We start from the raw sequence: 22,084 nt of genomic DNA, 5'->3' as shown, positions 1-22,084 counted from the left end.
TCGCTGCGCCCACGCCCCGGCCCGCCCGCAGCGCGCCCCGACCCGAGCCTCAGCGCCGGTAGTTCGGCGCCTCCACCACCATCTGCACGTCATGCGGATGCGATTCCTTCAGCCCTGCCGCTGTGATGCGCACGAACTTGCCACGCTCCTTGAGCTCGGCGATGGTCCGCGCCCCCACGTAGAACATCGACTGCCGCAGTCCACCGGCGAGCTGGTAGGCGACGTTGGCGAGCGGTCCGCGGTAGGGCACCTGACCCTCGATGCCCTCGGCGATGAGCTTGTCGTCGCTGGGGACGTCCGACTGGAAGTAGCGGTCCTTCGAGTAGGAGGTGCGCTCTCCGCGCGTCTGCAGGGCGCCGAGCGAGCCCATGCCGCGGTAGGTCTTGAACTGCTTGCCGTTCTGGAACACGAGATCGCCGGGGCTCTCTTCGCAGCCCGCGAGGAGGGAGCCGAGCATCACCGTGTCGGCACCGGCGACGAGCGCCTTGGCGATGTCTCCCGAGTACTGCAGGCCACCGTCCGCGATGACCGGCACGCCGGATTCGCGGGCGGCGAGTGACGCCTCGTAGACGGCAGTGACCTGGGGCACGCCGACGCCGGCCACGACGCGGGTCGTGCAGATGGAGCCGGGGCCGACTCCGACCTTGATGGCGTCGGCGCCCGCGTCGACGAGCGCCTGCGCGCCGGAGCGCGTGGCGACGTTGCCGCCGATGACGTCGACTCCGGCGAAGGCCGTGTCGGCCTTGAGACGGCGGATGATGTCGAGGACGCCTGCCGAGTCGCCGTTGGCGGTGTCGACGACGATCACATCGACTCCGGCCTCGAGCAGGGCTGTGGCACGCTGCCAGGCGTCGCCGAAGAAGCCGATGGCCGCACCCACCCGGAGGCGTCCCGCCCCGTCCTTGGTGGCGTTCGGGTACTGCTCGGACTTGTCGAAGTCCTTGACGGTGATGAGGCCCGCGAGCTTGCCCTGGTCGTCGACCAGGGGGAGCTTCTCGATCTTGTGCTGGGCGAAGAGGGCGATGACCTCGCTGTCGGCGATCCCGACGTGACCCGTGACGAGGCCCGAGCTCGTCATGACGTCCCGGACCAGCGTCGATGCCTTCTCGAACGGCGAGACGAAGCGCATGTCGCGGTTGGTGACGATGCCGACGAGGACGCCGGTCGAGTCGATGACCGGGAGTCCGCTGATGCGGTACTGGCCGCAGAGCTCGTCGACCTGGGCGACGGTCGCGTCGGGCGAGGTGGTGACCGGGTTCGACACCATGCCCGATTCGCTGCGCTTCACGCGGTCGACCTGGTCGGCCTGGTCGGCGATCGACAGGTTGCGGTGCAGGATCCCCAGGCCGCCCTGGCGCGCCATCGCGATGGCCATACGCGCCTCCGTCACCGTGTCCATGGCGGCCGACAGTAGCGGGGTGGCGACGGTGATGCGCTTGGTGAGCCGGGAGGTCGTGTCGGCCTCGCTCGGGATGACGTCGGTGTGCCCGGGGAGGAGCATGACGTCGTCGTAGGTGAGTCCGAGGAATCCGAACGGATCAGGCTGGTCCATCAATGCCCCTTTGGCGGTCGAGAGCGGGAGCCCGGAGGGGGAGGGAGGCGTCCGCTCCTGGGCGCTCCGGTTGTTCGATCTTAAGCGCCGGGGAGCTCCTTCTATTCCTCTGCGAGGGCCGCCGAGACACGCCGTCGCTGGCCGCGCGCCGCCTCCTCCCTCACCCGGGGGACGCGGGATGCGCGCGGGAGCGCTCTCCGCCCCGCATAATGTCGTCACGCGCACGTGCCGGCGGGGAAACACCGCGGACACATGCGGAACGTATGGTCAACCAACGTTGTTTGACGACGGCGATTCGGGGCTGCCCGAAGACCCCATCCGTCTGTGCACCCTGACGAGAGGTAGACGTCTTGCTCACAGCCAGCCGTTCGATGCGCCGCCAGCGCTCGACGACCCTGCACCCGATGGATCTGGAGGGCCTCCGTGGATAGGAGACGACCGCGCCTCCGCAACCGGCTTATCGCGCTGGGGCTTCTCGCCGCCGCCCTCACCGGAGTCGCCGCAGCGGCACCCGCGGCCTCGGCCGCCACCACCGACCAGTCGATCATCGCCTGGGTGCGGGTGCAGGGCACGAACGAAAACCTGGCGGGGGTGACCGTCGAGATCGCCGGGGATGCCTCCGGCACGATGACGACCGGCGAGGACGGTCGCGCGACGTTCCCCCTCGACGCCGCGGGCACCTACACGGTCACGGTCGACGAGGACTCGCTCCCCGCGGACAAGGGCTACCCGGCCGCCGGCCAGAACCCGAAGCAGGTGAAGATCGTCGCCTCGCAGAAGCAGATCGTGAACTTCATCGTCTCGACCGCCAACCCGCGGGGCGCCGGAGCGGTCGCTCCCGTCCCGAGCGGCTCCGCGTCGCCGTCAAGCCCCGCCACCCAGGGCACGACGGGCAACGATGCGACCAACCCCGACGGCACCTCCAACCAGGTCAGCCAGCCGGTCTCGGCCGACACGTTCTGGATCATCTTCTGGCCCAAGGTCGTCACCGGCCTGATCTTCGGCCTGCTCATCGCCCTCGCGGCGATCGGCGCCTCCCTCATCTATGGCGTGACCGGTCTGAACAACTTCGCCCACGGCGAGCTCGTCACCTTCGGCGCCCTGATGGCCTACCTGTTCTCGGGAGTGTTGGGGCTGCCTGCGCTGGTCGCGATCCCGATCGCTGTCGTGCTGGGAGGAGCCTTCGGCTACGTGCAGGACGGCCTGCTCTGGAAGCCGTTGCGCAAGAAGGGCATCCAGCTCATCCCGCTGATGATCGTGACGATCGGCCTCTCGCTCGCGCTGCGCTACGTGTTCGTCTTCTTCTTCGGAGCCGACCGCCTCTCGCTCCCGAACAGCACCGCACCGTTCCTGACGATTCCCGCGCTCGGCATCAGCCTGAAGTTCACCGACATCGTCGGGGCTGTCATCGGCATCGTCTGCATCGTCGGAGTCGCGTTCGTGCTCACGAAGACGAAGATCGGCAAGGCGATGCGCGCCGTGTCGGACAACCGGGCACTCGCCTCCGCCTCGGGCATCAACGTGGAGCGTGTGATCCGCGTGGTCTGGGTGATGTCGGGGGCGCTGGCCGCCCTCGCCGGCGTGTACATCGGCTTCTACCAGTCGCTGCGCTGGGACACCGGCGCGTCGATCCTGTTGCTGATCTTCGCCGCGATCACCCTCGGCGGTCTGGGCTCGGCCTACGGCGCGCTGGTCGGCTCGCTCATCATCGGACTGATGATGAACATCTCGACCATCTGGATCCCGGAGAACCTCAAGTACGTGGCTCCGCTCATCCTCATGATCATCATTCTCCTGGTCAGACCGCAGGGAATCCTCGGTCGCAAGGAACGGATCGGCTAGGACACCATGAACCTCAACTTCATCTGGCTGGCGATCGGGCAGATCGTCGATCCCACTGTCGCCGCGTATGCGCTCGCGACCATCGGTCTCGTCATCCACTTCGGATTCACGGGGCTGCTCAACTTCGGTCAGGCCGGCTTCATGGCCGTCGGCGGGTATGCCTTCGCCATCACCGCCGTCAAGTTCGAGTGGCCGGTCTGGGGCTCGCTGCTCGCGACGATCGTCGCCGCGACGGTCTTCGCGCTCATCCTCGGCATCCCGACACTGCGACTGCGCGCCGACTACCTCTCGATCGTCACGATCGCTGCGGCCGAGATCATCCGGCTCTCGGTGAAGACCCCGGAGTTCTCGGCGGTCACCGGTGGCTCGGAGGGCATCAACGGCGCCGCCAAGACCTTCAACGAGCTCAACCCGTTGCCGCAGGGACGCTGGGGCATCGGCGTCCTGACCTACACCCAGGACCAGTGGTGGGTGCGCATCGTCGGCTGGGGCTTGGTGCTGCTGGCCTGCCTCCTCGTGTTCCTCCTGATGCGCAGCCCGTGGGGCCGAGTCATCAAGGGGATCCGGGAGGACGAGGACGCGGTGCGCTCGCTCGGCAAGAACGTCTTCTCCTACAAGATCCAGGCGCTCATCCTCGGAGGCGTGTTGGGAGGCCTCGCGGGAGCGCTGTTCATCCTGCCCCGCTCCCTCCAGCCCGACAACTACGGCACTCAGCTCACGTTCTTCCTCTACACGATCATGCTGCTGGGAGGCGCCGCGACCGTCTTCGGCCCGGTTGTCGGCTCGATGATCTTCTGGGTGGTTCTCGGCCTGACCGACGGACTGCTCACCCTCGGGATCGACACCGGGGTCCTCAACAACGACCTCATCCGCCTCACGACGGTGCAGACCGGTCCGATCCGGTTCATCGTGGTGGGGGTCGCCCTCATGCTCCTGGTGATCTTCAGACCCCAGGGCATCTTCGGCAAGAAGAAGGATCTGCATTTTGCCTAGAACACCGGTCTCGGACATCACCGAGGAGAACATCGTCCCCGGGGTCGCGAAGAAGGATCCCATCGTCGTCGCCGACAGCGTCAGCCGACGCTTCGGCGGCCTGACCGCGGTCGACGTCGCGCACGTCGAGATCCCGCGCGGATCCATCACCGCCCTGATCGGCCCGAACGGAGCCGGGAAGACCACCTTCTTCAACCTTCTGACGGGCTTCGACAAGCCCAACACGGGCACCTGGACTTTCAAGGGCCGCAACCTCGCCAACGTCCCCGCCTACCGGGTCTCGCGGATGGGCATGGTGCGCACCTTTCAGCTCACCAAGGCGCTCGGCGGGATGACGGTCCTCGAGAACATGCTCCTCGGCGCCAAGGGCCAGAAGGGCGAGAACATCTTCACCTCGCTCATCCGCCCGCTGTGGGCGAAGGAGGAGGAGTCGATCGAGGAGCGCGCGATGCGCCTTCTCGAGAAGTTCAAGCTCGACACCAAGAAGGACGACTACGCGTCCAGCCTCTCGGGGGGGCAGAAGAAGCTTCTCGAGATGGCGCGCGCGCTGATGTCGGAGCCTGAGCTCGTGATGCTCGACGAGCCGATGGCGGGCGTGAACCCCGCGCTCACGCAGTCCCTCCTGGGCCACATCGTGAATCTCAAAGACGAGGGCATGACCGTGCTCTTCGTCGAGCACGACATGCACATGGTCAACACCATCGCCGACTGGGTGATCGTGATGGCCGAGGGCAAGGTCGTGGCCGAGGGCCCCCCCTCGACGGTGATGAACGATCAGGCCGTGATCGACGCCTACCTCGGAGCGCACCACGACACCGACCTCGGCACCATCGAAGGTCAGCTGGAGGTCGCGGAGGCGATGGAGTCGGACCTCGTCCGCGAGGACATCGAGAAGCAGGCCGAGGAGGCGGGAGTCGCGGTGCCCGCACACGAGCACGATGCGACAGCCGCTCCGGCCGTCGACGTCGGGAAGGACGAGAAGTGAGTATGGAGCAGACGACGCCGTCGCAGAACACGCTCGAGACGCACGATCTCCACGCCGGATACGTGCCGGGGGTGAACATCCTCAACGGCTCGAACGTCTACGTGAAGAAGGGCGAGCTGGTCGGCATCATCGGGCCCAACGGAGCCGGCAAGTCGACCCTGCTGAAGGCGATGTTCGGCCTCGTGAACATCCGGCAGGGCACGGTTCTGCTCAACGGCGAGGACATCACGGGCCTGAAGGCCGACAAGCTCGTCTCGAAGGGCGTCGGCTTCGTGCCGCAGAACAACAACGTGTTCCCCTCGCTGACCATCGAGGAGAACCTCGAGATGGGCATGTACCAGAAGCCGAAGATGTACCGGCAGCGGCTCGAGTTCGTGACCGAGCTCTTTCCCGAGCTGACCAAGCGCCTCAAGCAGCGCTCGGGCTCGCTCTCGGGCGGTGAGCGCCAGATGGTGGCCATGTCGCGCGCCCTGATGATGGATCCGTCGATGCTCCTTCTCGACGAGCCCAGCGCCGGCCTGTCACCGATGCGTCAGGACGAGACGTTCGTCAACGTGCAGCGGATCAACCGCGCGGGTGTCTCAATCATGATCGTCGAACAGAACGCACGACGCGCTCTGCAGATCTGCGATCGCGGCTACGTACTCGACCAAGGGCGCGACGCCTACGAGGGCGCAGGACGCGAGCTGATGAATGATCCCAAGGTGATCGAGCTCTACCTCGGTACCCTCGCGACGACCAACGAGGTGACCACCAGTACTCCGACCGTCGGCGGCTGAGCCGCTCGTCCCCTGCGTCTCCGGGCCCGACGTCTTCGGACGTCGGGCCCTTGTCGTGGGTGCCTCTATGGCCCTTCTGCCTTGGGCTGGGGCGAGGGATTCTCCGCGACCACGTCCCCCCTGCGGGTGACGAGGACCCCCCTGGGGTGCCGTACCGTGAAGAAGACGGAACGTCGCGCGACGAGACGCTTCCCGCCTCTTCTCCCCCCTCGAACGGAGGCGCGTCAGGCCGTCGTCGCGCGTCTCCTCCCCCGTCGCGGCGACACGAGCGCCGCAGCGTCCGTGATCGAAGGAGCGCAGCATGAAGAGCTACACCCCCGCACCCATCCCCCTCGGAGTGACCTTCGGCACTGGCGCCATCGGCGACTACGACCGCTGGTCCGTGGTGGGCGTTTACGCCCAGGTCGTCATCGCCGAGACCACGGGAGGCAAGCGGCGCAATTTCAGCCGTTCCTTCGTCGCCTACCGGCTCGCTCAGGAGGAGGCGCTGCTGCGCGCCTCCTAGGGCGTGTCGCCGAATCCTCGAAGACGCGTGCTGGGGCATACGTCAGCGCGGTGACGCCGACACGAGAAAGGTCGATTCTTCGGCCCCAGGACCCTCTGTGCTCGACGATGTCGCGACGAGAGTCATGCCCAGCCTGTCGCACAGGGCCCGACGCCCCACCCGCAGGAACGACGAAGGGGCCCGGTCCGAGGACCGAGCCCCTCCGCGGCCGGAGCCGCGTCGGATCGTCAGTTCAGCGAGCCGTCGACCGTCTCCTCGAACGAGGTGACGTTGCCAGCCGAGTACTTATAGATCGAGACGGAGGCTTCGCTCGGGTCGCCGTTCTTGTCGAACGAGATCGGACCCGAGAGGCCGTCGTAGTCGATGTCCTCACCGTTCTTGATCTTCGATGCGCAGTCGGCGAAGGTCGTGCACTTCGTGCCGCCCTCCGACACCGACATCAGGTTGTCGCGGATCACGGAACCCTCCGTGCCCTTGCCCTGGAGCGCCGCGAGGGCGACCAAGACCGTGGCGTCATACGACTCCGGCGCGTAGCTGAACACCGTGAGCGGCGGGTTGCCCTGCGACTTCACGAGCGCCTGCAGCTTCGACTGGAAGTCGGTCGACGCCTGGACGCCGGGGTTGGTGAACTGTGCGCCCGCGATGTCGACGTTGGTGTCGGACTCACTGATGACGCCGTAGTTGCCGTCGGTGCCGTAGAGCTTCGAGAAGTCGAAGCCCTTGGCTGCGAGCTGCTCGGCGATGGTCTTGATCTCGTCGAACGAGATGACGACCAGCGCGTCGGGGTTCGGGGCGAGGACCGAGGTCAGCGCCGAGTTGAAGTCGGTGGATGCCGGCTCGAAGATCTCCTCGGCGACGACGGAGGCGCCTCCTGCCACGAGGGTCTCCTTGATGTTCTTCTCGAGGCCCGTGCCGTACGCGTCGTTCATGTACAGGATCGAGACGTTCGTCTTGCCGTCGCCCAGGATCTTGTTGCCGAGGATGCGACCCTGCAGGACGTCCGAGGGAGCGGTGCGCCAGTAGTAGCCGTCGTCGTCGTAGTTCGTGAAGTCCGGCGAGGTGTTCGCCGGCGAGATCTGCACAACGCCGGCCTGGGTCACCTGGTCGATGAACGTCTTCGAGACGCCGGAGGACGCGGCACCGACAATCGCTGAGACGCCGTCGGCGATCAGCGATGTCGCGGACTGCGTCGCGATGTCGGTCGTCGTGTCGCCGGAGTCCTTCTGCTCGACGTCGAGCGTGATGCCCGCGTTCGCCGCGTTGATGTCCTCCTTGGCCTGGTCGACGCCCGCGATCTCGGGCGGGCCGAGAACGGCGAGGGTGCCGGTCTGCGGGAGGATCGTGCCGATCTTCAGGGCAAGGCTGCCCGAGCTCGTGGTGTCGCCGCCGCCGCCACCGGCACAGCCGGCGAGGACGAGAGCGCTGGCGCCCAGGATGGCGACGCCGCCGAGGGTTGCCCGGAGGGACCGAGCGCGGGCCGAGCCGGCCTTCGCGTAAACGCCCATGTTGCTCCTTGAGAGGTGTGGGTCAATGGGAGCGGCGCCGGTGGCAACCGCTCGGCCAACCTAACCTTCGGAGAGACCGTGAACAATACGAGGGTGTTACCAGTACATTTCGCGACCGGATCGTTACCGTTGCGTCGCACGCGACCCGGTTCGCGACGCGATCCGTAGCTCAGACAGCCGATCTACGCCTCCGCCGCTCGGCTGTGACGAGATCGACGGAGAAGATCGCCAGAGCGACCCAGACGAGCGCGAAGCCGACCCAGCGCTCCAGCGGCATCGCCTCACCGAGCACGAACGCTCCGACGAGGAACTGCAGGAACGGGGTCAGGTATTGCACGAACCCCACGATCGAGAGGGGGAGGCGGCGCGCGGCTCCTGCGAACAGCAGCAGCGGCACAGCGGTCACGATCCCGGCGGAGGCGAGGATCAGCGCGTGGCCCGCCCCTTCGGTCGCGAAGGTCAGCCCGACCGTGGAGCCCACTACGACGAGCTGCACGATCGCGAGTGGGGTCAGCCAGAGCGTCTCGAGGGTGAGTCCGCCGACCGCGTCGACGCGTCCGCCGACGCGGCTCTTCACCAGTCCGTAGAGGCCGAACGAGAACGCGAGCGCCAGCGAGACCCACGGGAACGATCCGTAGCCCACAGCGATGACGAGGACGGCGATCGCGCTGATCCCCATCGCGACCCACTGCGCGGGACGGAGGCGCTCACGTAAGACGATCACTCCCAGGAGCACCGTCACGAGCGGGTTCATGAAGTAGCCCAGCGCCGCCTCGATCACGTGACCCGTCGTCGTCGCGATGACGTAGACCTGCCAGTTGACGTAGATCAGGACGCCGGCGATCGCCATGACTCCGAGCAGCCGTGGTTCGCGAAGGAGCGAGGCGAAGCCGCGCCAGGCCCGCGTCGCCGTGAGCAGGATCGCGCAGAAGACGAGCGAGAACAGTACGCGGAACGCGACGATCTCGAACGGGGAGGCGGGCGCCATCGCGATGAAGTAGAGCGGCATCGCGCCCCACAGCAGATAGGCCGAGAAGGCGAAGACGAGGCCGGTCGACGAGAGCCCACCGCTCGCGCCCCTGGCCGGCAGCGCCTCGATGCCCTCGCCGAGCGGAATGTCTGCGGTGCTCGGCTCGAGGGGCTCGGCGGGCGGGCGGGAGGCGGTCACGCTCCGATGCTACGCACGCGCCGGCGCTCGCGAGGGGTGACGAAGCGCTCCCGGCGCGCGATCAGGCCACCCATCGGCAGGAGGACCGGAGAACGACGGCGGGCCCGGCGACCGAGAAGGTCGCCGGGCCCGCCGAGGAGTCCGGACTAGCGGACGACGACCGCCAGGACGTCGCGCGCCGAGAGGACCAGGTAGTCCTCGCCCGAGAACTTGACCTCGGTTCCGCCGTACTTGGAGTAGATGACCTTGTCACCGACCGCCACGTCGAGGGGGACGCGGTTGCCGTTGTCGTCGATGCGGCCGGGGCCGACGGCGACGACTTCACCCTCCTGCGGCTTCTCCTTGGCGGTGTCGGGGATGACGAGACCGGAAGCGGTCACCTGCTCCGCCTCGACCTGCTTGATGACGATGCGATCTTCGAGCGGCTTGATGGACACCGACACGGTTGACCTCTTTCTTGACGACGATGTGGCGGAGCGCGGTTCTGGCACACACGCTCCGAGAGTGCTAGATCCACTGTAGAGGCTCGGCTGGCACTCGTGCAATCAGAGTGCCAAGCGGAGGCGGAGGGCAGCGCCGCGAAGCGGGCGGATCGCGCGGGTGGCCTACCATGGCCGGATGCACCGCGACGAGCTGGTCGAGCTCCTCTCCCCCGAGGGCCTCCGGCTCCTCGACTCCCTCGACGGCTACCGCTCCGACGATCTCGTCCGAGCCGTGGCGCGACTGCGATCGGCGGGCCACTCCCCCACCCTGGTCGCCGCAGTGCTCACCCAGGCGCGTCTGCGCACCAAGGCGGAGACGAAGTTCGGCGAGTTCGCCCGGTCGATGCTCTTCACCGACGCGGGCCTCGAGCAGGCGACGCGCCTCCGAGTCGCCGCCCTGCACGCCGGGCGCTTCGCCGCGGCAGGCGCGAGCCGGGTGGCCGATCTCGGAAGCGGCATCGGAGGAGACGCGCTCGCGATGGCCGCGATCGATCTCGCGGTGACGGCGGTTGACTCCGACGAAGTCACCGCGACGCTGGCGAGCTTCAACCTCGCTCCCTTCCCCTCCGCGCAGGCGGTGCACGGCGATGCGACGTCGTTCGACCTCGACGGATACGACGCCGTCTACCTCGACCCGGCCCGCCGGACGAGCGGGCACCGCGAGACGCGTCGCCTCGACGATCCGGACGACTACTCCCCCTCACTCGACTTCGCCTTCGGACTCGCGCGCGATCGGCCGGTGGGTGTGAAGCTGGGCCCCGGCTTCGACCGGGACCGCCTTCCGCCGGATGCCGAGGCTCAGTGGGTGTCGGTGGACGGCGAGCTGGTCGAGACGGGGCTGTGGTTCGGTGCGCTCGCGCGCGAGGGAGTGCGCCGCTCCGCGCTCCTCCTGGGGGCGGGCCGGACGGTGGAGCTGACCGCCGCGGCCGACAGCGACGACGAAGAAGTCGGCGAACTCGGCGCGTTCGTCCACGAACCGGACGGCTCGGCGATCCGCGCGCGCCTGCTCGGCGAGCTCGCCCGAACGAGCGGCTCGCGGATGCTCTCGAGCGGTATCGCCTACCTCACGGGAGACGAGCCGGCCTCCTCGCCGTTCCTGCGGAGCTTCCGCGTGCTGGCCGAGCTGCCCCTCGACGAGCGCACCCTTGCGAAGGAGCTACGCGCTCGCGGTATCGGCGTGCTCGAGATCAAGAAACGCGGAGTCGACGTCGACCCCGCGCGCTTCCGCCGCAAGCTCGGGCTCTCCGGCCGCGGCAGCGCCGTCCTCATCCTCACGCGGATTCGGGGACGCCACCGGGCTCTGCTCGCCGAGCGTCACGACTGACGCCCGGCGAGACCGCGGTCAGTAACGGCTCGAGGACACCCCTGACCCGAACGCGACCACGAAGATCACGATCGTGACGGCCAGGTAGATCAGCGAGATGAGGATGCCGACGAAGCCGGTGATGATCGCCGCGAGCGCGAAGCCGCGTGCTCCCGGCTCCCGGCGGCGTCCGAGGAAGCCCAACACGACGGCGGGCGCCGAGAGGATGAAACCGAAGCCCCAGCCGAAGATCGAGATGAGCACGCCGACGATCCCGAGGACCATGCCCACGACACTCAGCGTCTTCGGCACCACGGGCCCCTGCGGGGCGTACTGCGGCGGCGCTGAGCCGTACTGAGGCGCGGCGCCGGGGTACTGCGGTGGTGCGCTCGGGTACTGGGGCGGGGCGGAGGCGTACTGCGGCGGGGCGGGCGGAACGGGGTTTCCGTAGGCGGGCGGGGTGCCGTCGCGGTCCTCCTGCCCACCGGGGGCTCCCCCGAGGGTCTCGCCGCTCTGCGCAGGCGGGACGGGAGGCACGGGCGGAGCCGGCGGAACGGGAGGAGCCGGGGGCGTCGGCGGGGTGGGAGTGGAGTCGCGGGAGGCGTCGGAGCCGGGCTGTGTGCTGTCGCTCATGGCCCCGATCCTAGCTATCGAGCGGGTGGCCGAGGGGCCAGAGACCGGGCTCGCTCACGCGGGCAGGTATCCGTCGTCGCGGAGCCCCGACACGAAAGCCGCGTAGCCGAACCACCCGAGGACGGCCAGCACGAGCACCAGGTAGCCGAGAAGGAACCCCGCGGCGGCGAGGCCCCTCCCCCGCTGCGCCCGACGACCGGCCTGAGCGAAGGACACATGGCCGAGCACGATCGCAGCCGGCGCGAGCCCGAGGATGCCGCAGACCAGCGCGGCCACGGCGAGCGGGTTGAGCGGCGGCCGGACCGGTGCGAGCGGGGGAGGCTCCGCCGACGGCTCGCCGAGCGGTGCCGCGAAGGCGGGAGGAGACTGCGGAGCGCCAGCATCGTCGGTCATGCGGGCTCCTCCTCGATCGCGAGAGGCGTCTCCGATGCGGAGAACGCCGGGGTCAGTAGCTCGTGGAGGGCATCGACGCGGCGATCGACAGGAACGAGACGGCGACGAGGATGTAGACGACGATCGCCGCGAAGCCGATGATGACGGCCGCGAGGGCGAGGCCACGCCCCTTCTCACCGGTGCGCTTGATCTGCGAGAGCGCGATGAAGCCCAGGACGATGCCGACGATCGATACGAAGAACGAGGCGATGAAGCCGATGATCGCGAGGATGTTGTAGCGCTCGGTAGCGGGCGTGTACGGAGTGGTCATGGGATCCCCCAGGGTCAGGAACAAGCGGAGGAGCCCAGAGTGGCAGTAGCGCATACCACCTGTCAAAACGCTGGACACAGCACGCGCGTCGGTTCGCCGACCGGCGACGACGTCATCGCACCTGGATCTCCGTGACCGGCAGGGTCGAGTCGGCGCCGAACGAGAGCGTCGAAGGCGCATGCCCGGCCTCGATGAGCTGCGCCGCGAGGGCCGCGATCATCGCGCCGTTGTCGGTGCACAGCGAGAGCGCGGGAATCCGCAGGGCGATTCCGGCGGCGGCGCAACGCTCTTCGGCGAGCGCTCGCACCCGCGCGTTCGCCACCACTCCGCCCCCGAGGAGGAGACGCGGCACCTCACGGTCACGGCACGCAGCGACCGCCTTGGTCAGGAGGATGTCGGCGACCGCTTCGCGGAAGCTCGCGGCGACATCGGCGACGGGCACCTCCTCGCCCGCGTCCTGCCGCTGCTCCACCCAGCGCGCGACGGCGGTCTTGAGCCCCGAGAACGAGAAGTCGTAGCGATGCTTCGCCATGTCCTTGGGGAGGCTCAGCCCGCGCGGGAAGCGGATGGCGCGCGGATCTCCTCCCGCCGCCACGCGATCGATCTGCGGACCGCCCGGGTAAGGCAGGCCGAGCACGCGCGCCACCTTGTCGAACGCCTCCCCCGCGGCGTCGTCGATCGTCTCGCCGAGCAGCTCGACGTCCGACACCAGATCGCGCACGTGCAGGAGCGAGGTGTGGCCGCCCGAGACCAGCAAGGCGATGGTCGGCACCTCGACCGGGCCACCCTCGCCGCCGTCCACCCGGAGAACGTCGGCACCGACGTGACCGACGAGGTGGTTGACCGCGTAGAGCGGCTTCTGGAGCGAGACCGCGAGTGCCTTCGCCGCGCCGACGCCGACCATGAGCGCGCCCGACAGGCCCGGCCCGCTCGTGACCGCGATCGCATCGAGATCCGCGAGAGCGACTCCCGCCTCGGCGAGCGCCGTGCGCAGCGTCGGCTCGAGCGCCTCGAGGTGGGCGCGGGCCGCGACCTCGGGCACGACGCCGCCATAGCGCGCATGCTCGTCCATCGAGGAGGCGATGGTGTTGGCGAGGAGGGTCGTGCCGCGGACGATGCCGATGCCGGTCTCGTCGCAGCTCGTCTCGATGCCCAGGACGAGCGGGCCGGCGGTCATGAGGTCTCCTCCGCGGGGTCGGCGCGCAACGCGAGGCGCATGATGAGCGCGTCGACGCCGTCGGGCTGGTAGTAGGCGGGGCGCACCCCGATCTCGGCGAAGCCCTCTGAGCGGTACAGGGTCTGCGCGACGGGGTTGTCGGCGCGCACCTCGAGGAACACCTCGCCGGCACCGCGTTCGCGGGCGGCGCCGAGCAGCGCCCGCAGCAGACGTCGGCCCAGACCGGTGCGGCGCGCGGAGGCGGCCACGGCGATCGTCTGCACGTCGCCCTCGTAAGCGCCCACCGGACAGAGCACGCCCGCATAGCCGACCAGCGCACCCTCCTGCTCGGCGACCAGGTAACGCGTGTGCCGACTGCGGATCTCCTCGCGCATCATGCCGCGCGACCACGCATCGCTGGAGAACTCCGCCTCCTCGATCGCCATGATCGCCTCGAGATCGGCGTCGACCGCGTCCCGGAGCGTCGCGGTCACGCGCTCACTCGCTTCGGGCCCGCCGAGAGCGTGACGTCGGGCGAGCGGAGGTACAGCGGCTCATCGACGGCCGCGGGGCGCCCGGCGGCGCGGCTGAGCGCGGCGACCGCGCCGAGCGCGCCCGCCGACACCATCTCGGCCTCGAGTCGAGGCAGCTCAGGGAACGGCAGCGAGGAGGGCTTGTCGAGGCCTGGCCCGGCGACGCGCACGGGCAGTCCCCCCTCGTCGAGGCCGTCGTAGGCGCTCCAGTAGAGCTCACGACGGCGGGCATCGGTGACGACGAGGAAGCCGGGGGCACGGCCGTGCCGCAGAGCCGAGAGCGCGATCGCGTCGTGCGAGACGACCGGCACCGTCGGAATTCCCCGGCCGAAGGCGAAGGCGCGCGCCGCCGCGATGCCGACGCGCAGGCCCGTGAACGGTCCGGGACCCATGCCGACGGCGACCGCGTCGATCCCCGCGGGGCGGAGTCCCGCAGAGGCGAGAGCGTCGACGAGGAGCCTCCCCACCACCTCGGCGTGCCGCATGGTGTCGGTCTCGGTGTGCTCGGCGAGAACCGTGCCGGCCGCGTCGACGACGGCGACGGAGGTACCGGAGGAGGTGTCGATCGCGAGCAGCACCCTGACAGGCTACCGGCGGAGCCTCAGCGCCAGTTCGTCCCGCGGAAGCGCACGGCGCGCGGCTCGATGGGCTCCTCGCCCTCCTCCACTCCGGATCCGGCCGTGGGACGCTCGATGGCGATGTCGAGCCAGGCATCACTCACCCCGTCGAGGAGCCCCGCCCCCCACTCCACGACGACGACGGAACGGTCGAGATCGAGATCGAGATCGTCGAGCTCCATCGGCGAGCCGACGCGGTAGGCGTCGACGTGCACGAGCGGCGGCCCCTCGTGCAGCGGAGGATGGGTGCGCGCGATCACGAAGGTCGGGCTCGTCACGGGACCGCGGACATCGAGGCCCTCGCCGAGCCCCCGCGTGAACGTCGTCTTGCCCGCGCCGAGCGGACCGGTGAGCACGAGGAGATCACCCGCGCGAAGCACTCGGCCGAGCGAGCGTCCGAGCTCCTCCATCGACTCCGGATCGGGCACCTCGACGCGGCGGTCGGCGAACCACGAGCGCTCAGGCATCGATCGCGTCCCCGCCGATCGTCCGCCTCCGCACGCGCGGACCGATGCGCGTCACGAGCTCGTAGTTGATCGTCCCGCACCAGCGCGCCCACTCGTCGACCGAGGGCGCGCCCGCCGCCGGGTCGCCCCAGAGGATCACGGGGTCGCCGGTCGCGACGGAGGCGTCGCCGACGTCGACCACGAACTGATCCATCGCCACACGCCCCGCGATGCGATGCCGACGGCCGTTGATCTGCACGTCGGCGATCCCGGAGGCGCTGCGCGGAATCCCGTCGGCGTAGCCGAACGGGATCAGCGCGAGCGTCGTATCGCCGCCGGCGCGGTAGCTGTAGTCGTAGCTGACGCCGGTGCCCGCGCTCACCCTACGCACCGCAGCGACGCGGCCCTGCAGCGTCATGGCCGGCACGAGGCCGAGATCGCTCGAACTCGAGTCGTCGAAGGGCGACAGACCGTAGAGGCCGATTCCCGTGCGCACCTGGTCGAGCCGCGCCTCCGGCAGCCGTAGCGCCCCGGCGGTCGCCGCCAGGTGCAGCACGGGAGCGGTGAGGCCGTGCCCCCGGAAGACGGCCTCACCGCGGCGCAGGAGCGCCAGCTGGGCCAGGTCGTCCTCGCGCGAGGTGTTCGAGAGATGCGAGAAGAGCCCCGTGAAGCGGAGGGAGCCGCGAGCGACGTGGGCGGCGAGCGCGACCGCGAGGGCGCCCCACTCCTCCTCGGGGACCCCGTTGCGGCTGAGACCCGTGTCGAGCTTCACCTGCACCGGGGCTCGCACGCCGCGAGGCCCGGCCGCGTGCGCGAGCGCCTCGAGTTGGGCGACGGAGGAGACGCCCACCTCGATGTCGTGCTCGATGGCCGAGGCGAAGTCCTCGCCAGGATCGTGCAGCCAGCTCAGGAGCGGCGCCGAGACACCCGCCTCGCGCAACGCGACCGCTTCGCGCAGCTCCGCCGTTCCGAGGCCGTCGGCGCCTCCCGCGACCGCCGCCCGCGCGGCGGTGACGGCACCGTGGCCGTAGCCGTCGGCCTTCACCACGGCCAGGAGGCGCCGGGCACCGGTTGAGGCGCGGAGCGTCGCGACGTTCGCGGCAAGGGCGGAGGCGTCGATCACGGCCTCGCGGTAGCTCACGGGAGGCGTCACGACTCCGCCACCACGAACGCGCACGCCACACCGGCGTCGTGCGTCATCGAGAGGTGCAGCCGCACGACGCCTCGGGCGGCAGCGGCGTCCCTCGCCGCGCCGTGCAGCACGAACGACGGGTTCCCGTGCTCGTCGCGCTCGACGACCATGTCGTGCCAGCGCGCGCCCGCGGAGTCGCCGAGTGCCTTGATGAGCGCCTCCTTCGCCGCGAAGCGCCCCGCGAGGGAGGCCACGGCCAGGCCGCGCTCGCTCTCGGCGAAGAGCCGCTCGCGGAGCCGGGGCGTGCGCTCTATCGCCCGCTCGAAGCGCGCGAGGTCGACGACGTCCACCCCGATCCCCACGATCACGGCGAGGTCACTCGACGGTGACGGACTTGGCGAGGTTGCGCGGCTGGTCGACGTCGAGGCCCTTGGCGCTCGCGAGTTCCATGGCGAACATCTGCAGCGGGGCCACGGCGAGCAGCGGCTCGAAGAGCGGGTCGGCGAGCGGGATCGGCACGACCTCGTCGGCGATCTGGATCGCCGCGGCGTCGCCCTGCTCCGCGATCGCGATGACGCGCGCGCCGCGGGCCTTGATCTCCTGGATGTTCGAGATCACCTTGCGCTGCAGCTCGTACGACTCGCTCGGGCTCGGCACGATCACGAACACCACCTGCCCCGGCTCGATCAGCGCGATCGGACCGTGCTTGAGCTCGCCCGCCGCGAACCCCTCGGCGTGGATGTAGGCGAGCTCCTTGAGCTTCAACGCCCCCTCGAGCGCCACCGGGAAGCCGACGTGGCGGCCGAGGAACAGGACCGCGCGCGTGTCGGCCATCCAGCCCGCGAGCTGGGCGATGGCGTCGGAGGCGTCGAGCACGCGCGAAAGCTTCTCGGGGATCGCGGCCAGCTGCTCCGTCTGCGACGCGACCAGCTCGGCGGAGGCGGCGCCCCGCACCGTCGCCAGGCGCAGCCCGAAGAGGTAGAGCGCCGCGATCTGGGCGACGAAGGCCTTGGTGGAGGCGACCGCCACCTCGGGGCCTGCATGCGTATAGAGCACGGCGTCCGACTCCCGCGGGATGGTCGCTCCCTGCGTGTTGCAGACGGAGAGCGTCGGCGCTCCGTTCTCGCGCGCGTACTTGACGGCCATGAGCGTGTCCATCGTCTCGCCCGATTGGCTGATCGAGATCACGAGCGTGCGCGGAGTCAGCACGGGGTCGCGATAGCGGAACTCGTGGCTGAGCTCGACCTCGACGGGCACACGCGCCCACTGCTCGATCGCGTACTTGGCGACCATGCCCGAGTAGGCGGCGGTGCCGCACGCGATGACGATGATGCGGTCGAGGTCGGCGAGGACGGGGTCGAGCGCCTCGAGCTCGGGAAGCGTGACGACACCCTCGTGGATGCGGCCGCGGAGGGTGTTGGCGACAGCCTCGGGGCCCTCGGTGATCTCCTTCGCCATGAAGCTCGACCAGCCGCCCTTCTCTGAGGCGGAGGCGTCCCACGCGATCTCGAACGGCTCGGTCTCGACCTCGTTGCCGAAGAAGTCGGTCACGGTGACGAGCTCGGGGGTAATGGTGACGATCTGGTCCTGCCCGATCGCGACTGCGCGGCGGGTGAACTCGACGAAGGCGGCGACGTCGGAGCCGAGGAAGTTCTCTCCGTCGCCCAGCCCGATGACGAGCGGCGAGTTGCGGCGAGCACCGACGACGACGCCCGGCTGGTCCTGGTGCAGCGCGAGGAGGGTGAACGCGCCCTCGAGGTGCGCGACGACGGCCTGGAAGGCGAGCACGAGGTCGCCGGTGCGACGGTACTCCCGGGCGATGAGGTGGGCGGCGACCTCGGTGTCGGTCTCGCTCTCGAAGACGGCGCCCTCGGCGAGCAGCTCCTCCTTGAGGGGCTGGAAGTTCTCGATGATGCCGTTGTGGATGACCGCGAGACGGCCCTCGTCGGCGAGGTGCGGGTGGGCGTTGCGGTCGGTGGGTCCACCGTGAGTCGCCCAGCGGGTGTGCCCGATGCCGGTCGTGCCTTCGGCGAGCGGCCGCGCCTCCAGATCCTCGACGAGGACGCTGAGCTTGCCCGAGCGCTTGCGGCTGTCGAGCTGCCCGTCGGCGTCGATCACGGCGACGCCCGCGGAGTCGTAGCCGCGGTACTCCAGACGCTTCAGGCCTCCGAGCAGCACGGCCAAGCTGTCGCGCTCACCGACGTATCCCACGATTCCACACATGCGCTCGATTCTAAGCGGCGCTCCCTCGACGGCCGCGCTCGCGCCGCCGTGCGCCTCCCGCCGAGCCGGAGGGCCCGCGACGGCCGGTAGGATCGGTCCCTATGCCGTCGTCCCCCCGCGATCCCGCGCGCGACGCGCACCCCTCCCCCTTCGTCGAGATCGTCCGCTCCGACTGGGCGGAGCTCGCCCGCAGCACCGAGCTGCCGCTCACCGAGACCGAGGTCGTGCAGTTGCGCGGCCTCGGCGACCGGCTGAGCCTCACCGAGGTCGCCGAAGTGTACCTCCCCCTCTCGCGCCTGCTCAGCCTGTACGCGGGAGGGGCGCGCCAGCTGCACCGGGCGACGAGCACCTTCCTCGGCGAGCGGGCGCAGGCGACTCCGTTCGTGATCGGAGTCGCGGGCTCGGTCGCCGTCGGCAAGTCGACCATCGCGCGTCTCCTGCGCGAGCTGCTCGCGCGCTGGGAGGACACCCCCCGCGTCGAGCTCGTGACCACCGACGGTTTCCTCCTCCCCAACCGGGAGCTCGAGCGACGCGGGCTGATGAGCCGCAAGGGCTTCCCGGAGTCGTACGACCGGCGCGCGCTGCTGCGCTTCGTCTCGGAGGTGAAGGGCGGCGCCGCCGAGGTCCGGGCTCCGTTCTACTCGCACCTCTCCTACGACATCGTCCCCGACGCCGAGATCGTCGTGCGTCGACCCGATGTGCTGATCGTCGAGGGGCTCAACGTGCTCCAGCCTCCCATCGCAAGTCACGGCCTCGCGGTGAGCGACCTGTTCGACTTCACCGTCTACGTCGACGCCCGCACGAGCGACATCGCCCGCTGGTACGAGGAGCGCTTCCTCACCCTCCAGCAGGGCGCCTTCGCGAACCCGAACTCCTATTTCCACCGCTACGCGACGCTCACGCCGGAGGAGGCGCGCGAGCAGGCCCGCAGCATCTGGAGCGCGATCAACGAGCCGAATCTCGTGCAGAACGTACGCCCCACACGCTCCCGCGCGAGCCTTGTCCTGCGCAAGCAGGCCGACCACACGGTCTCCTCGGTCCTCCTCCGCAAGATCTGACCCCGCGGCTCCACCCGGGAGTCAGGTGCGGAGGCGTTCCAGCACGACCGCGGCGAGCGACTCGGCCAGGCGGTCGGCCGTCTCCTGGGTCTTCGCCTCGACCATCACCCGCACCATCGGCTCCGTGCCGGAGGGGCGCAGCAGCACGCGACCGTCGCTCCCGAGTTCGGCCTCGGCGTCAGCGATGGCCGCAGAGATCACCTCGTCGGCGTGGACGCCCTCACGGTTCACTCCCCGCACGTTCACGAGGGTCTGCGGGAAGACGTCCATGACGGCCGCGAGCTCGGCGGCGGTGCGTCCGGTACGCGCCATCTCGGCGGCGAGCTGCAGGCCCGTGAGGACGCCGTCGCCGGTCGTGGCGTAGCGGCTCATGATGACGTGGCCTGACTGCTCGCCGCCGAGGGAGTACTCGCCCTCGTTCATCGCCTCGAGCACGTAGCGGTCGCCGACCGCGGTCTGGATGACGCGGATGCCCGCCTCGGCCATCGCCAGCTTGAGGCCCAGGTTGCTCATCACCGTGGCGACGAGCACGTCCTGGCGGAGCACTCCGCGTCGTGCCATGGAGGTCGCGAGGATCGCCATGATCTGGTCGCCGTCGATGGTGCGCCCCGCCGCGTCGACCGCGAGGCAGCGGTCCGCGTCTCCGTCGTGGGCGATGCCGAGGTCCGCGCCGGCCGCGACCACCGCGGCGGCGACGGTCGCGAGATGGGTCGATCCCACACCGTCGTTGATGTTGACGCCGTCGGGATCGTTGCCGATCACCGTGACCGTGGCCCCGGCGTCGGTGAAGACCTCGGGAGAGATGCCCGCCGCGGCTCCGTGCGCACAGTCGATGACAACGTGCAGGCCGTCGAGGCGGGCGCCTTCGAGCGAGCCGAGGAGGTGGAGGACGTAGCGGTCCTCGGCATCGGAGAAGCGGCGGATACGCCCGACGTCGGCACCCGTCGGCGTGAGCGCGGGGACGCCGAGAGCCGCCTCGATGCGGTTCTCGAGCTCATCGGGGAGCTTGCGTCCACCCGCCGCGAAGAACTTGATGCCGTTGTCGGCGGCGGGGTTGTGCGAGGCCGAGATCATCACGCCGAAGTCGGCGTCCTCGTCGGCGATGAGGTAGGCGGCAGCGGGCGTCGGGATGACGCCCGCGTCGAGCACGTCCACGCCCGCGCTCGCGAGTCCTGCCGCGACGGCCGCTCCGATGAACTGACCGGAGATACGGGGGTCGCGGGCGAGCACAGCGACAGGCCGACGGCCCTCGGCCCGGGCGGCCGCTCCGAGTACACGGGCGGCCGCCTGGGCGAGGCCGAGAGCCAGGTCGGCCGTGACCTCGCGATTCGCGAGGCCACGGACGCCGTCTGTTCCGAACAGGCGCGGCATGGTGCGTAGTCCCTTCTCGAGCTGCTGGTCGGCGGCCACTCGGGCCGCGGCGACTAGCGCTTCGAGAACTGGGACGCCTTGCGGGCCTTCTTGAGACCGGCCTTCTTGCGCTCGATGACGCGGGCGTCGCGGGTGAGGAAGCCCGCCTTCTTCAGGATCGCGCGGTTGTTCTCGCGATCGATCTCGTTGAGCGCGCGGGCGATGGCGAGGCGGAGCGCGCCGGCCTGACCCGAGGGGCCACCGCCGGTGATCTTCGCGACCACGTCGTAGGAGCCGACGAGGTCGAGCACCTTGAACGGGTCGGTGATGAGCTGCTGGTGCAGCTTGTTGGGGAAGTACTCCGCGAACTCGCGAGCGTTCACGGTCAGGCTGCCGGAGCCCGGGACCAGGCGCACGCGGGCGATGGCCTGCTTGCGACGGCCCACGGCTGCGCCGGAGACGTTGAGGACGGCGCGGGGCGTCGAGGACGCCTCGGTGGCCGGGCTTTCGGTGGAGTAGCTCTCGGGAGCCACGTCGATCTGGTCTGCGATCTTCGCCACGGTGTAGGTGATCCTTTGTCTTCGAAGTCTGAGGTGTCGGGGAGGGCCGGAGCCTACTGGGCGACCTGGTTGAAGGCGTACGCCTGGGGCTGCTGCGCCGCGTGGGGGTGCTCGGAGCCCGTGTACACCTTGAGCTTGCGCAGCTGCGCACGACCGAGGGAGTTCTTGGGGAGCATGCCGCGGATGGCCTTCTCGACGGCGCGAACCGGGTTCTTCTCGAGGAGCTCGGCATAGGTGGTGGCCGAGAGGCCGCCCGGGTAGCCCGAGTGACGGTAGGCCTTCTTCTGGAGGAGCTTCTGGCCGGTGAGGGCGACCTTCTCGGCGTTGACGATGATGACGAAGTCGCCCATGTCCATGTGCGGAGCGAAGGTGGCCTTGTGCTTGCCGCGCAGGAGCGCTGCGGCGTGCGTGGCGAGGCGTCCGAGCACGACGTCGGATGCGTCGATGACGATCCAGTCGTGCTGGACGTCAGCCGGCTTCGGAGAAAAAGTGCGAGTCACGTGAGTGCTGCTTTCTGATCGGAGTGAGGTGTTCGTGAATCCCGCTCCGTGGCCGTTCG

The 22,084-nt window shown here is 69.6% G+C and carries 24 protein-coding genes; 7 read left to right on the top strand and 17 right to left on the bottom strand.

Annotated elements, in window-relative coordinates:
- Positions 1–49: 49 nt before the first annotated feature.
- Positions 50–1,552 (bottom strand): IMP dehydrogenase, encoded by a 1,503-nt coding sequence (guaB, locus tag ITJ45_RS03730; RefSeq protein WP_194607457.1) that lies wholly within the window; start codon positions 1,550–1,552, stop codon positions 50–52.
- A 423-nt stretch (positions 1,553–1,975) separates the two neighbouring features.
- Between guaB and ITJ45_RS03725 the strand changes: the two genes are divergently transcribed.
- From ITJ45_RS03725 to ITJ45_RS03705, 5 genes are all read left to right on the top strand, one after another.
- A complete protein-coding gene (locus ITJ45_RS03725; protein ID WP_194607456.1) occupies positions 1,976–3,394 on the top strand; it encodes a branched-chain amino acid ABC transporter permease in 1,419 nt (472 codons plus the stop codon).
- Positions 3,395–3,400: 6 nt separating this feature from the next.
- Positions 3,401–4,387: a branched-chain amino acid ABC transporter permease gene (locus tag ITJ45_RS03720; protein ID WP_194607455.1), complete on the top strand. Its 987-nt coding sequence runs from the start codon at positions 3,401–3,403 to the stop codon at positions 4,385–4,387.
- A complete protein-coding gene (locus tag ITJ45_RS03715; protein ID WP_194607454.1) occupies positions 4,380–5,372 on the top strand; it encodes an ABC transporter ATP-binding protein in 993 nt (330 codons plus the stop codon). The genes ITJ45_RS03720 and ITJ45_RS03715 overlap by 8 nt, the downstream gene beginning before the upstream one ends.
- A 2-nt stretch (positions 5,373–5,374) precedes the next feature.
- A complete protein-coding gene (locus ITJ45_RS03710) occupies positions 5,375–6,151 on the top strand; it encodes an ABC transporter ATP-binding protein (RefSeq protein WP_194607738.1) in 777 nt (258 codons plus the stop codon).
- Between the two features lie 301 nt (positions 6,152–6,452).
- On the top strand, positions 6,453–6,656 hold the full coding sequence (locus ITJ45_RS03705; RefSeq protein ID WP_194607453.1) for a hypothetical protein: 204 nt from the start codon (positions 6,453–6,455) through the stop codon (positions 6,654–6,656).
- A 227-nt stretch (positions 6,657–6,883) separates the two neighbouring features.
- Here ITJ45_RS03705 and ITJ45_RS03700 read toward each other — a convergent pair whose 3' ends face one another.
- The 3 genes from ITJ45_RS03700 to groES all read right to left on the bottom strand — a co-directional run bounded on the left by ITJ45_RS03700 (position 6,884) and on the right by groES (position 9,772).
- Entirely contained in the window at positions 6,884–8,161 is a 1,278-nt protein-coding gene (locus tag ITJ45_RS03700) for an ABC transporter substrate-binding protein (protein ID WP_194607452.1), read from the bottom strand.
- Positions 8,162–8,330: 169 nt separating this feature from the next.
- Positions 8,331–9,260, bottom strand: a complete 930-nt coding sequence (gene rarD / locus ITJ45_RS03695; RefSeq protein ID WP_416365268.1) for an EamA family transporter RarD — start codon at positions 9,258–9,260, stop codon at positions 8,331–8,333.
- A 215-nt stretch (positions 9,261–9,475) separates the two neighbouring features.
- Positions 9,476–9,772, bottom strand: a complete 297-nt coding sequence (gene groES, locus ITJ45_RS03690) for a co-chaperone GroES (protein ID WP_194607450.1) — start codon at positions 9,770–9,772, stop codon at positions 9,476–9,478.
- Between the two features lie 175 nt (positions 9,773–9,947).
- Here groES and ITJ45_RS03685 point away from each other — a divergent pair, with 175 nt between their 5' ends.
- A complete protein-coding gene (locus ITJ45_RS03685) occupies positions 9,948–11,135 on the top strand; it encodes a class I SAM-dependent methyltransferase (RefSeq protein WP_194607449.1) in 1,188 nt (395 codons plus the stop codon).
- An 18-nt stretch (positions 11,136–11,153) separates the two neighbouring features.
- On the opposite strand, the gene ITJ45_RS03680 is transcribed toward ITJ45_RS03685, so the two are convergent.
- The 10 genes from ITJ45_RS03680 to glmS form a co-directional block, all read right to left on the bottom strand.
- Complete coding sequence (locus ITJ45_RS03680) at positions 11,154–11,747, bottom strand: DUF4190 domain-containing protein (protein WP_194607448.1); 594 nt, start codon at positions 11,745–11,747, stop codon at positions 11,154–11,156.
- A gap of 54 nt (positions 11,748–11,801) precedes the next feature.
- Positions 11,802–12,140 carry a DUF4190 domain-containing protein gene (locus tag ITJ45_RS03675; RefSeq protein ID WP_194607447.1) on the bottom strand — a complete coding sequence of 113 codons (339 nt, stop codon included), beginning with the start codon at positions 12,138–12,140 and terminating at the stop codon, positions 11,802–11,804.
- A 52-nt stretch (positions 12,141–12,192) separates the two neighbouring features.
- A complete protein-coding gene (locus ITJ45_RS03670; RefSeq protein ID WP_194607446.1) occupies positions 12,193–12,450 on the bottom strand; it encodes a DUF4190 domain-containing protein in 258 nt (85 codons plus the stop codon).
- A 112-nt stretch (positions 12,451–12,562) separates the two neighbouring features.
- The gene (tsaD, locus tag ITJ45_RS03665) at positions 12,563–13,627 is read right to left on the bottom strand and encodes a tRNA (adenosine(37)-N6)-threonylcarbamoyltransferase complex transferase subunit TsaD (RefSeq protein ID WP_194607445.1); all 1,065 of its coding nucleotides are present in this window, start codon (positions 13,625–13,627) and stop codon (positions 12,563–12,565) included.
- Positions 13,624–14,052 (bottom strand): ribosomal protein S18-alanine N-acetyltransferase, encoded by a 429-nt coding sequence (rimI, locus tag ITJ45_RS03660; RefSeq protein ID WP_194607737.1) that lies wholly within the window; start codon positions 14,050–14,052, stop codon positions 13,624–13,626. Before rimI ends, tsaD begins: the two co-directional genes overlap by 4 nt.
- Positions 14,053–14,096: 44 nt before the next feature.
- Positions 14,097–14,717, bottom strand: coding sequence for a tRNA (adenosine(37)-N6)-threonylcarbamoyltransferase complex dimerization subunit type 1 TsaB (gene tsaB / locus ITJ45_RS03655; RefSeq protein ID WP_194607444.1), 621 nt, complete (start codon positions 14,715–14,717; stop codon positions 14,097–14,099).
- A 23-nt stretch (positions 14,718–14,740) separates the two neighbouring features.
- A complete protein-coding gene (gene tsaE, locus ITJ45_RS03650; RefSeq protein WP_194607443.1) occupies positions 14,741–15,223 on the bottom strand; it encodes a tRNA (adenosine(37)-N6)-threonylcarbamoyltransferase complex ATPase subunit type 1 TsaE in 483 nt (160 codons plus the stop codon).
- Positions 15,216–16,355 carry an alanine racemase gene (gene alr, locus ITJ45_RS03645; RefSeq protein ID WP_194607442.1) on the bottom strand — a complete coding sequence of 380 codons (1,140 nt, stop codon included), beginning with the start codon at positions 16,353–16,355 and terminating at the stop codon, positions 15,216–15,218. Before alr ends, tsaE begins: the two co-directional genes overlap by 8 nt.
- Positions 16,352–16,702: a holo-ACP synthase gene (locus ITJ45_RS03640; protein WP_194607441.1), complete on the bottom strand. Its 351-nt coding sequence runs from the start codon at positions 16,700–16,702 to the stop codon at positions 16,352–16,354. The genes alr and ITJ45_RS03640 overlap by 4 nt, the downstream gene beginning before the upstream one ends.
- A 7-nt stretch (positions 16,703–16,709) precedes the next feature.
- Positions 16,710–18,557 (bottom strand): glutamine--fructose-6-phosphate transaminase (isomerizing), encoded by a 1,848-nt coding sequence (gene glmS, locus ITJ45_RS03635; protein ID WP_194607440.1) that lies wholly within the window; start codon positions 18,555–18,557, stop codon positions 16,710–16,712.
- Between the two features lie 101 nt (positions 18,558–18,658).
- Here glmS and coaA point away from each other — a divergent pair, with 101 nt between their 5' ends.
- Positions 18,659–19,615 carry a type I pantothenate kinase gene (gene coaA, locus ITJ45_RS03630; RefSeq protein WP_194607439.1) on the top strand — a complete coding sequence of 319 codons (957 nt, stop codon included), beginning with the start codon at positions 18,659–18,661 and terminating at the stop codon, positions 19,613–19,615.
- A 21-nt stretch (positions 19,616–19,636) separates the two neighbouring features.
- Here coaA and glmM read toward each other — a convergent pair whose 3' ends face one another.
- From glmM to rplM, 3 genes are read right to left on the bottom strand one after another with little or no spacing between them, the layout of a single operon-like run.
- Entirely contained in the window at positions 19,637–20,986 is a 1,350-nt protein-coding gene (gene glmM, locus ITJ45_RS03625; protein ID WP_194607438.1) for a phosphoglucosamine mutase, read from the bottom strand.
- 53 nt (positions 20,987–21,039) lie between these two features.
- On the bottom strand, positions 21,040–21,525 hold the full coding sequence (rpsI, locus tag ITJ45_RS03620; protein ID WP_194607437.1) for a 30S ribosomal protein S9: 486 nt from the start codon (positions 21,523–21,525) through the stop codon (positions 21,040–21,042).
- Positions 21,526–21,578: 53 nt separating this feature from the next.
- Complete coding sequence (rplM, locus tag ITJ45_RS03615; RefSeq protein ID WP_068211148.1) at positions 21,579–22,025, bottom strand: 50S ribosomal protein L13; 447 nt, start codon at positions 22,023–22,025, stop codon at positions 21,579–21,581.
- Positions 22,026–22,084 lie beyond the last annotated feature (59 nt).

This window comes from Rathayibacter sp. VKM Ac-2879 (genome assembly GCF_015351245.1).
GTDB lineage: Bacteria > Actinomycetota > Actinomycetes > Actinomycetales > Microbacteriaceae > Rathayibacter.
The sequence above is the reverse complement of the archived record's forward strand: the minus strand, read 5'-3'. Positions and strand labels throughout refer to the sequence as shown.

What these genes read in the sequence shown, in the direction of transcription:
- coaA (WP_194607439.1), top strand. Translation starts at nt 18,659, where the DNA reads ATGCCGTCGTCCCCCCGCGATCCCGCGCGCGACGCGCACCCCTCCCCC.
- ITJ45_RS03685 (WP_194607449.1), top strand. Translation starts at nt 9,948, where the DNA reads ATGCACCGCGACGAGCTGGTCGAGCTCCTCTCCCCCGAGGGCCTCCGG.
- ITJ45_RS03680 (WP_194607448.1), bottom strand. Translation starts at nt 11,747, where the DNA reads ATGAGCGACAGCACACAGCCCGGCTCCGACGCCTCCCGCGACTCCACT.
- ITJ45_RS03710 (WP_194607738.1), top strand. Translation starts at nt 5,375, where the DNA reads ATGGAGCAGACGACGCCGTCGCAGAACACGCTCGAGACGCACGATCTC.
- tsaD (WP_194607445.1), bottom strand. Translation starts at nt 13,627, where the DNA reads ATGACCGCCGGCCCGCTCGTCCTGGGCATCGAGACGAGCTGCGACGAG.
- rimI (WP_194607737.1), bottom strand. Translation starts at nt 14,052, where the DNA reads ATGGCGATCGAGGAGGCGGAGTTCTCCAGCGATGCGTGGTCGCGCGGC.
- glmM (WP_194607438.1), bottom strand. Translation starts at nt 20,986, where the DNA reads ATGCCGCGCCTGTTCGGAACAGACGGCGTCCGTGGCCTCGCGAATCGC.
- guaB (WP_194607457.1), bottom strand. Translation starts at nt 1,552, where the DNA reads ATGGACCAGCCTGATCCGTTCGGATTCCTCGGACTCACCTACGACGAC.
- glmS (WP_194607440.1), bottom strand. Translation starts at nt 18,557, where the DNA reads ATGTGTGGAATCGTGGGATACGTCGGTGAGCGCGACAGCTTGGCCGTG.
- ITJ45_RS03675 (WP_194607447.1), bottom strand. Translation starts at nt 12,140, where the DNA reads ATGACCGACGATGCTGGCGCTCCGCAGTCTCCTCCCGCCTTCGCGGCA.
- ITJ45_RS03670 (WP_194607446.1), bottom strand. Translation starts at nt 12,450, where the DNA reads ATGACCACTCCGTACACGCCCGCTACCGAGCGCTACAACATCCTCGCG.
- ITJ45_RS03705 (WP_194607453.1), top strand. Translation starts at nt 6,453, where the DNA reads ATGAAGAGCTACACCCCCGCACCCATCCCCCTCGGAGTGACCTTCGGC.
- tsaE (WP_194607443.1), bottom strand. Translation starts at nt 15,223, where the DNA reads ATGCCTGAGCGCTCGTGGTTCGCCGACCGCCGCGTCGAGGTGCCCGAT.
- ITJ45_RS03720 (WP_194607455.1), top strand. Translation starts at nt 3,401, where the DNA reads ATGAACCTCAACTTCATCTGGCTGGCGATCGGGCAGATCGTCGATCCC.
- ITJ45_RS03700 (WP_194607452.1), bottom strand. Translation starts at nt 8,161, where the DNA reads ATGGGCGTTTACGCGAAGGCCGGCTCGGCCCGCGCTCGGTCCCTCCGG.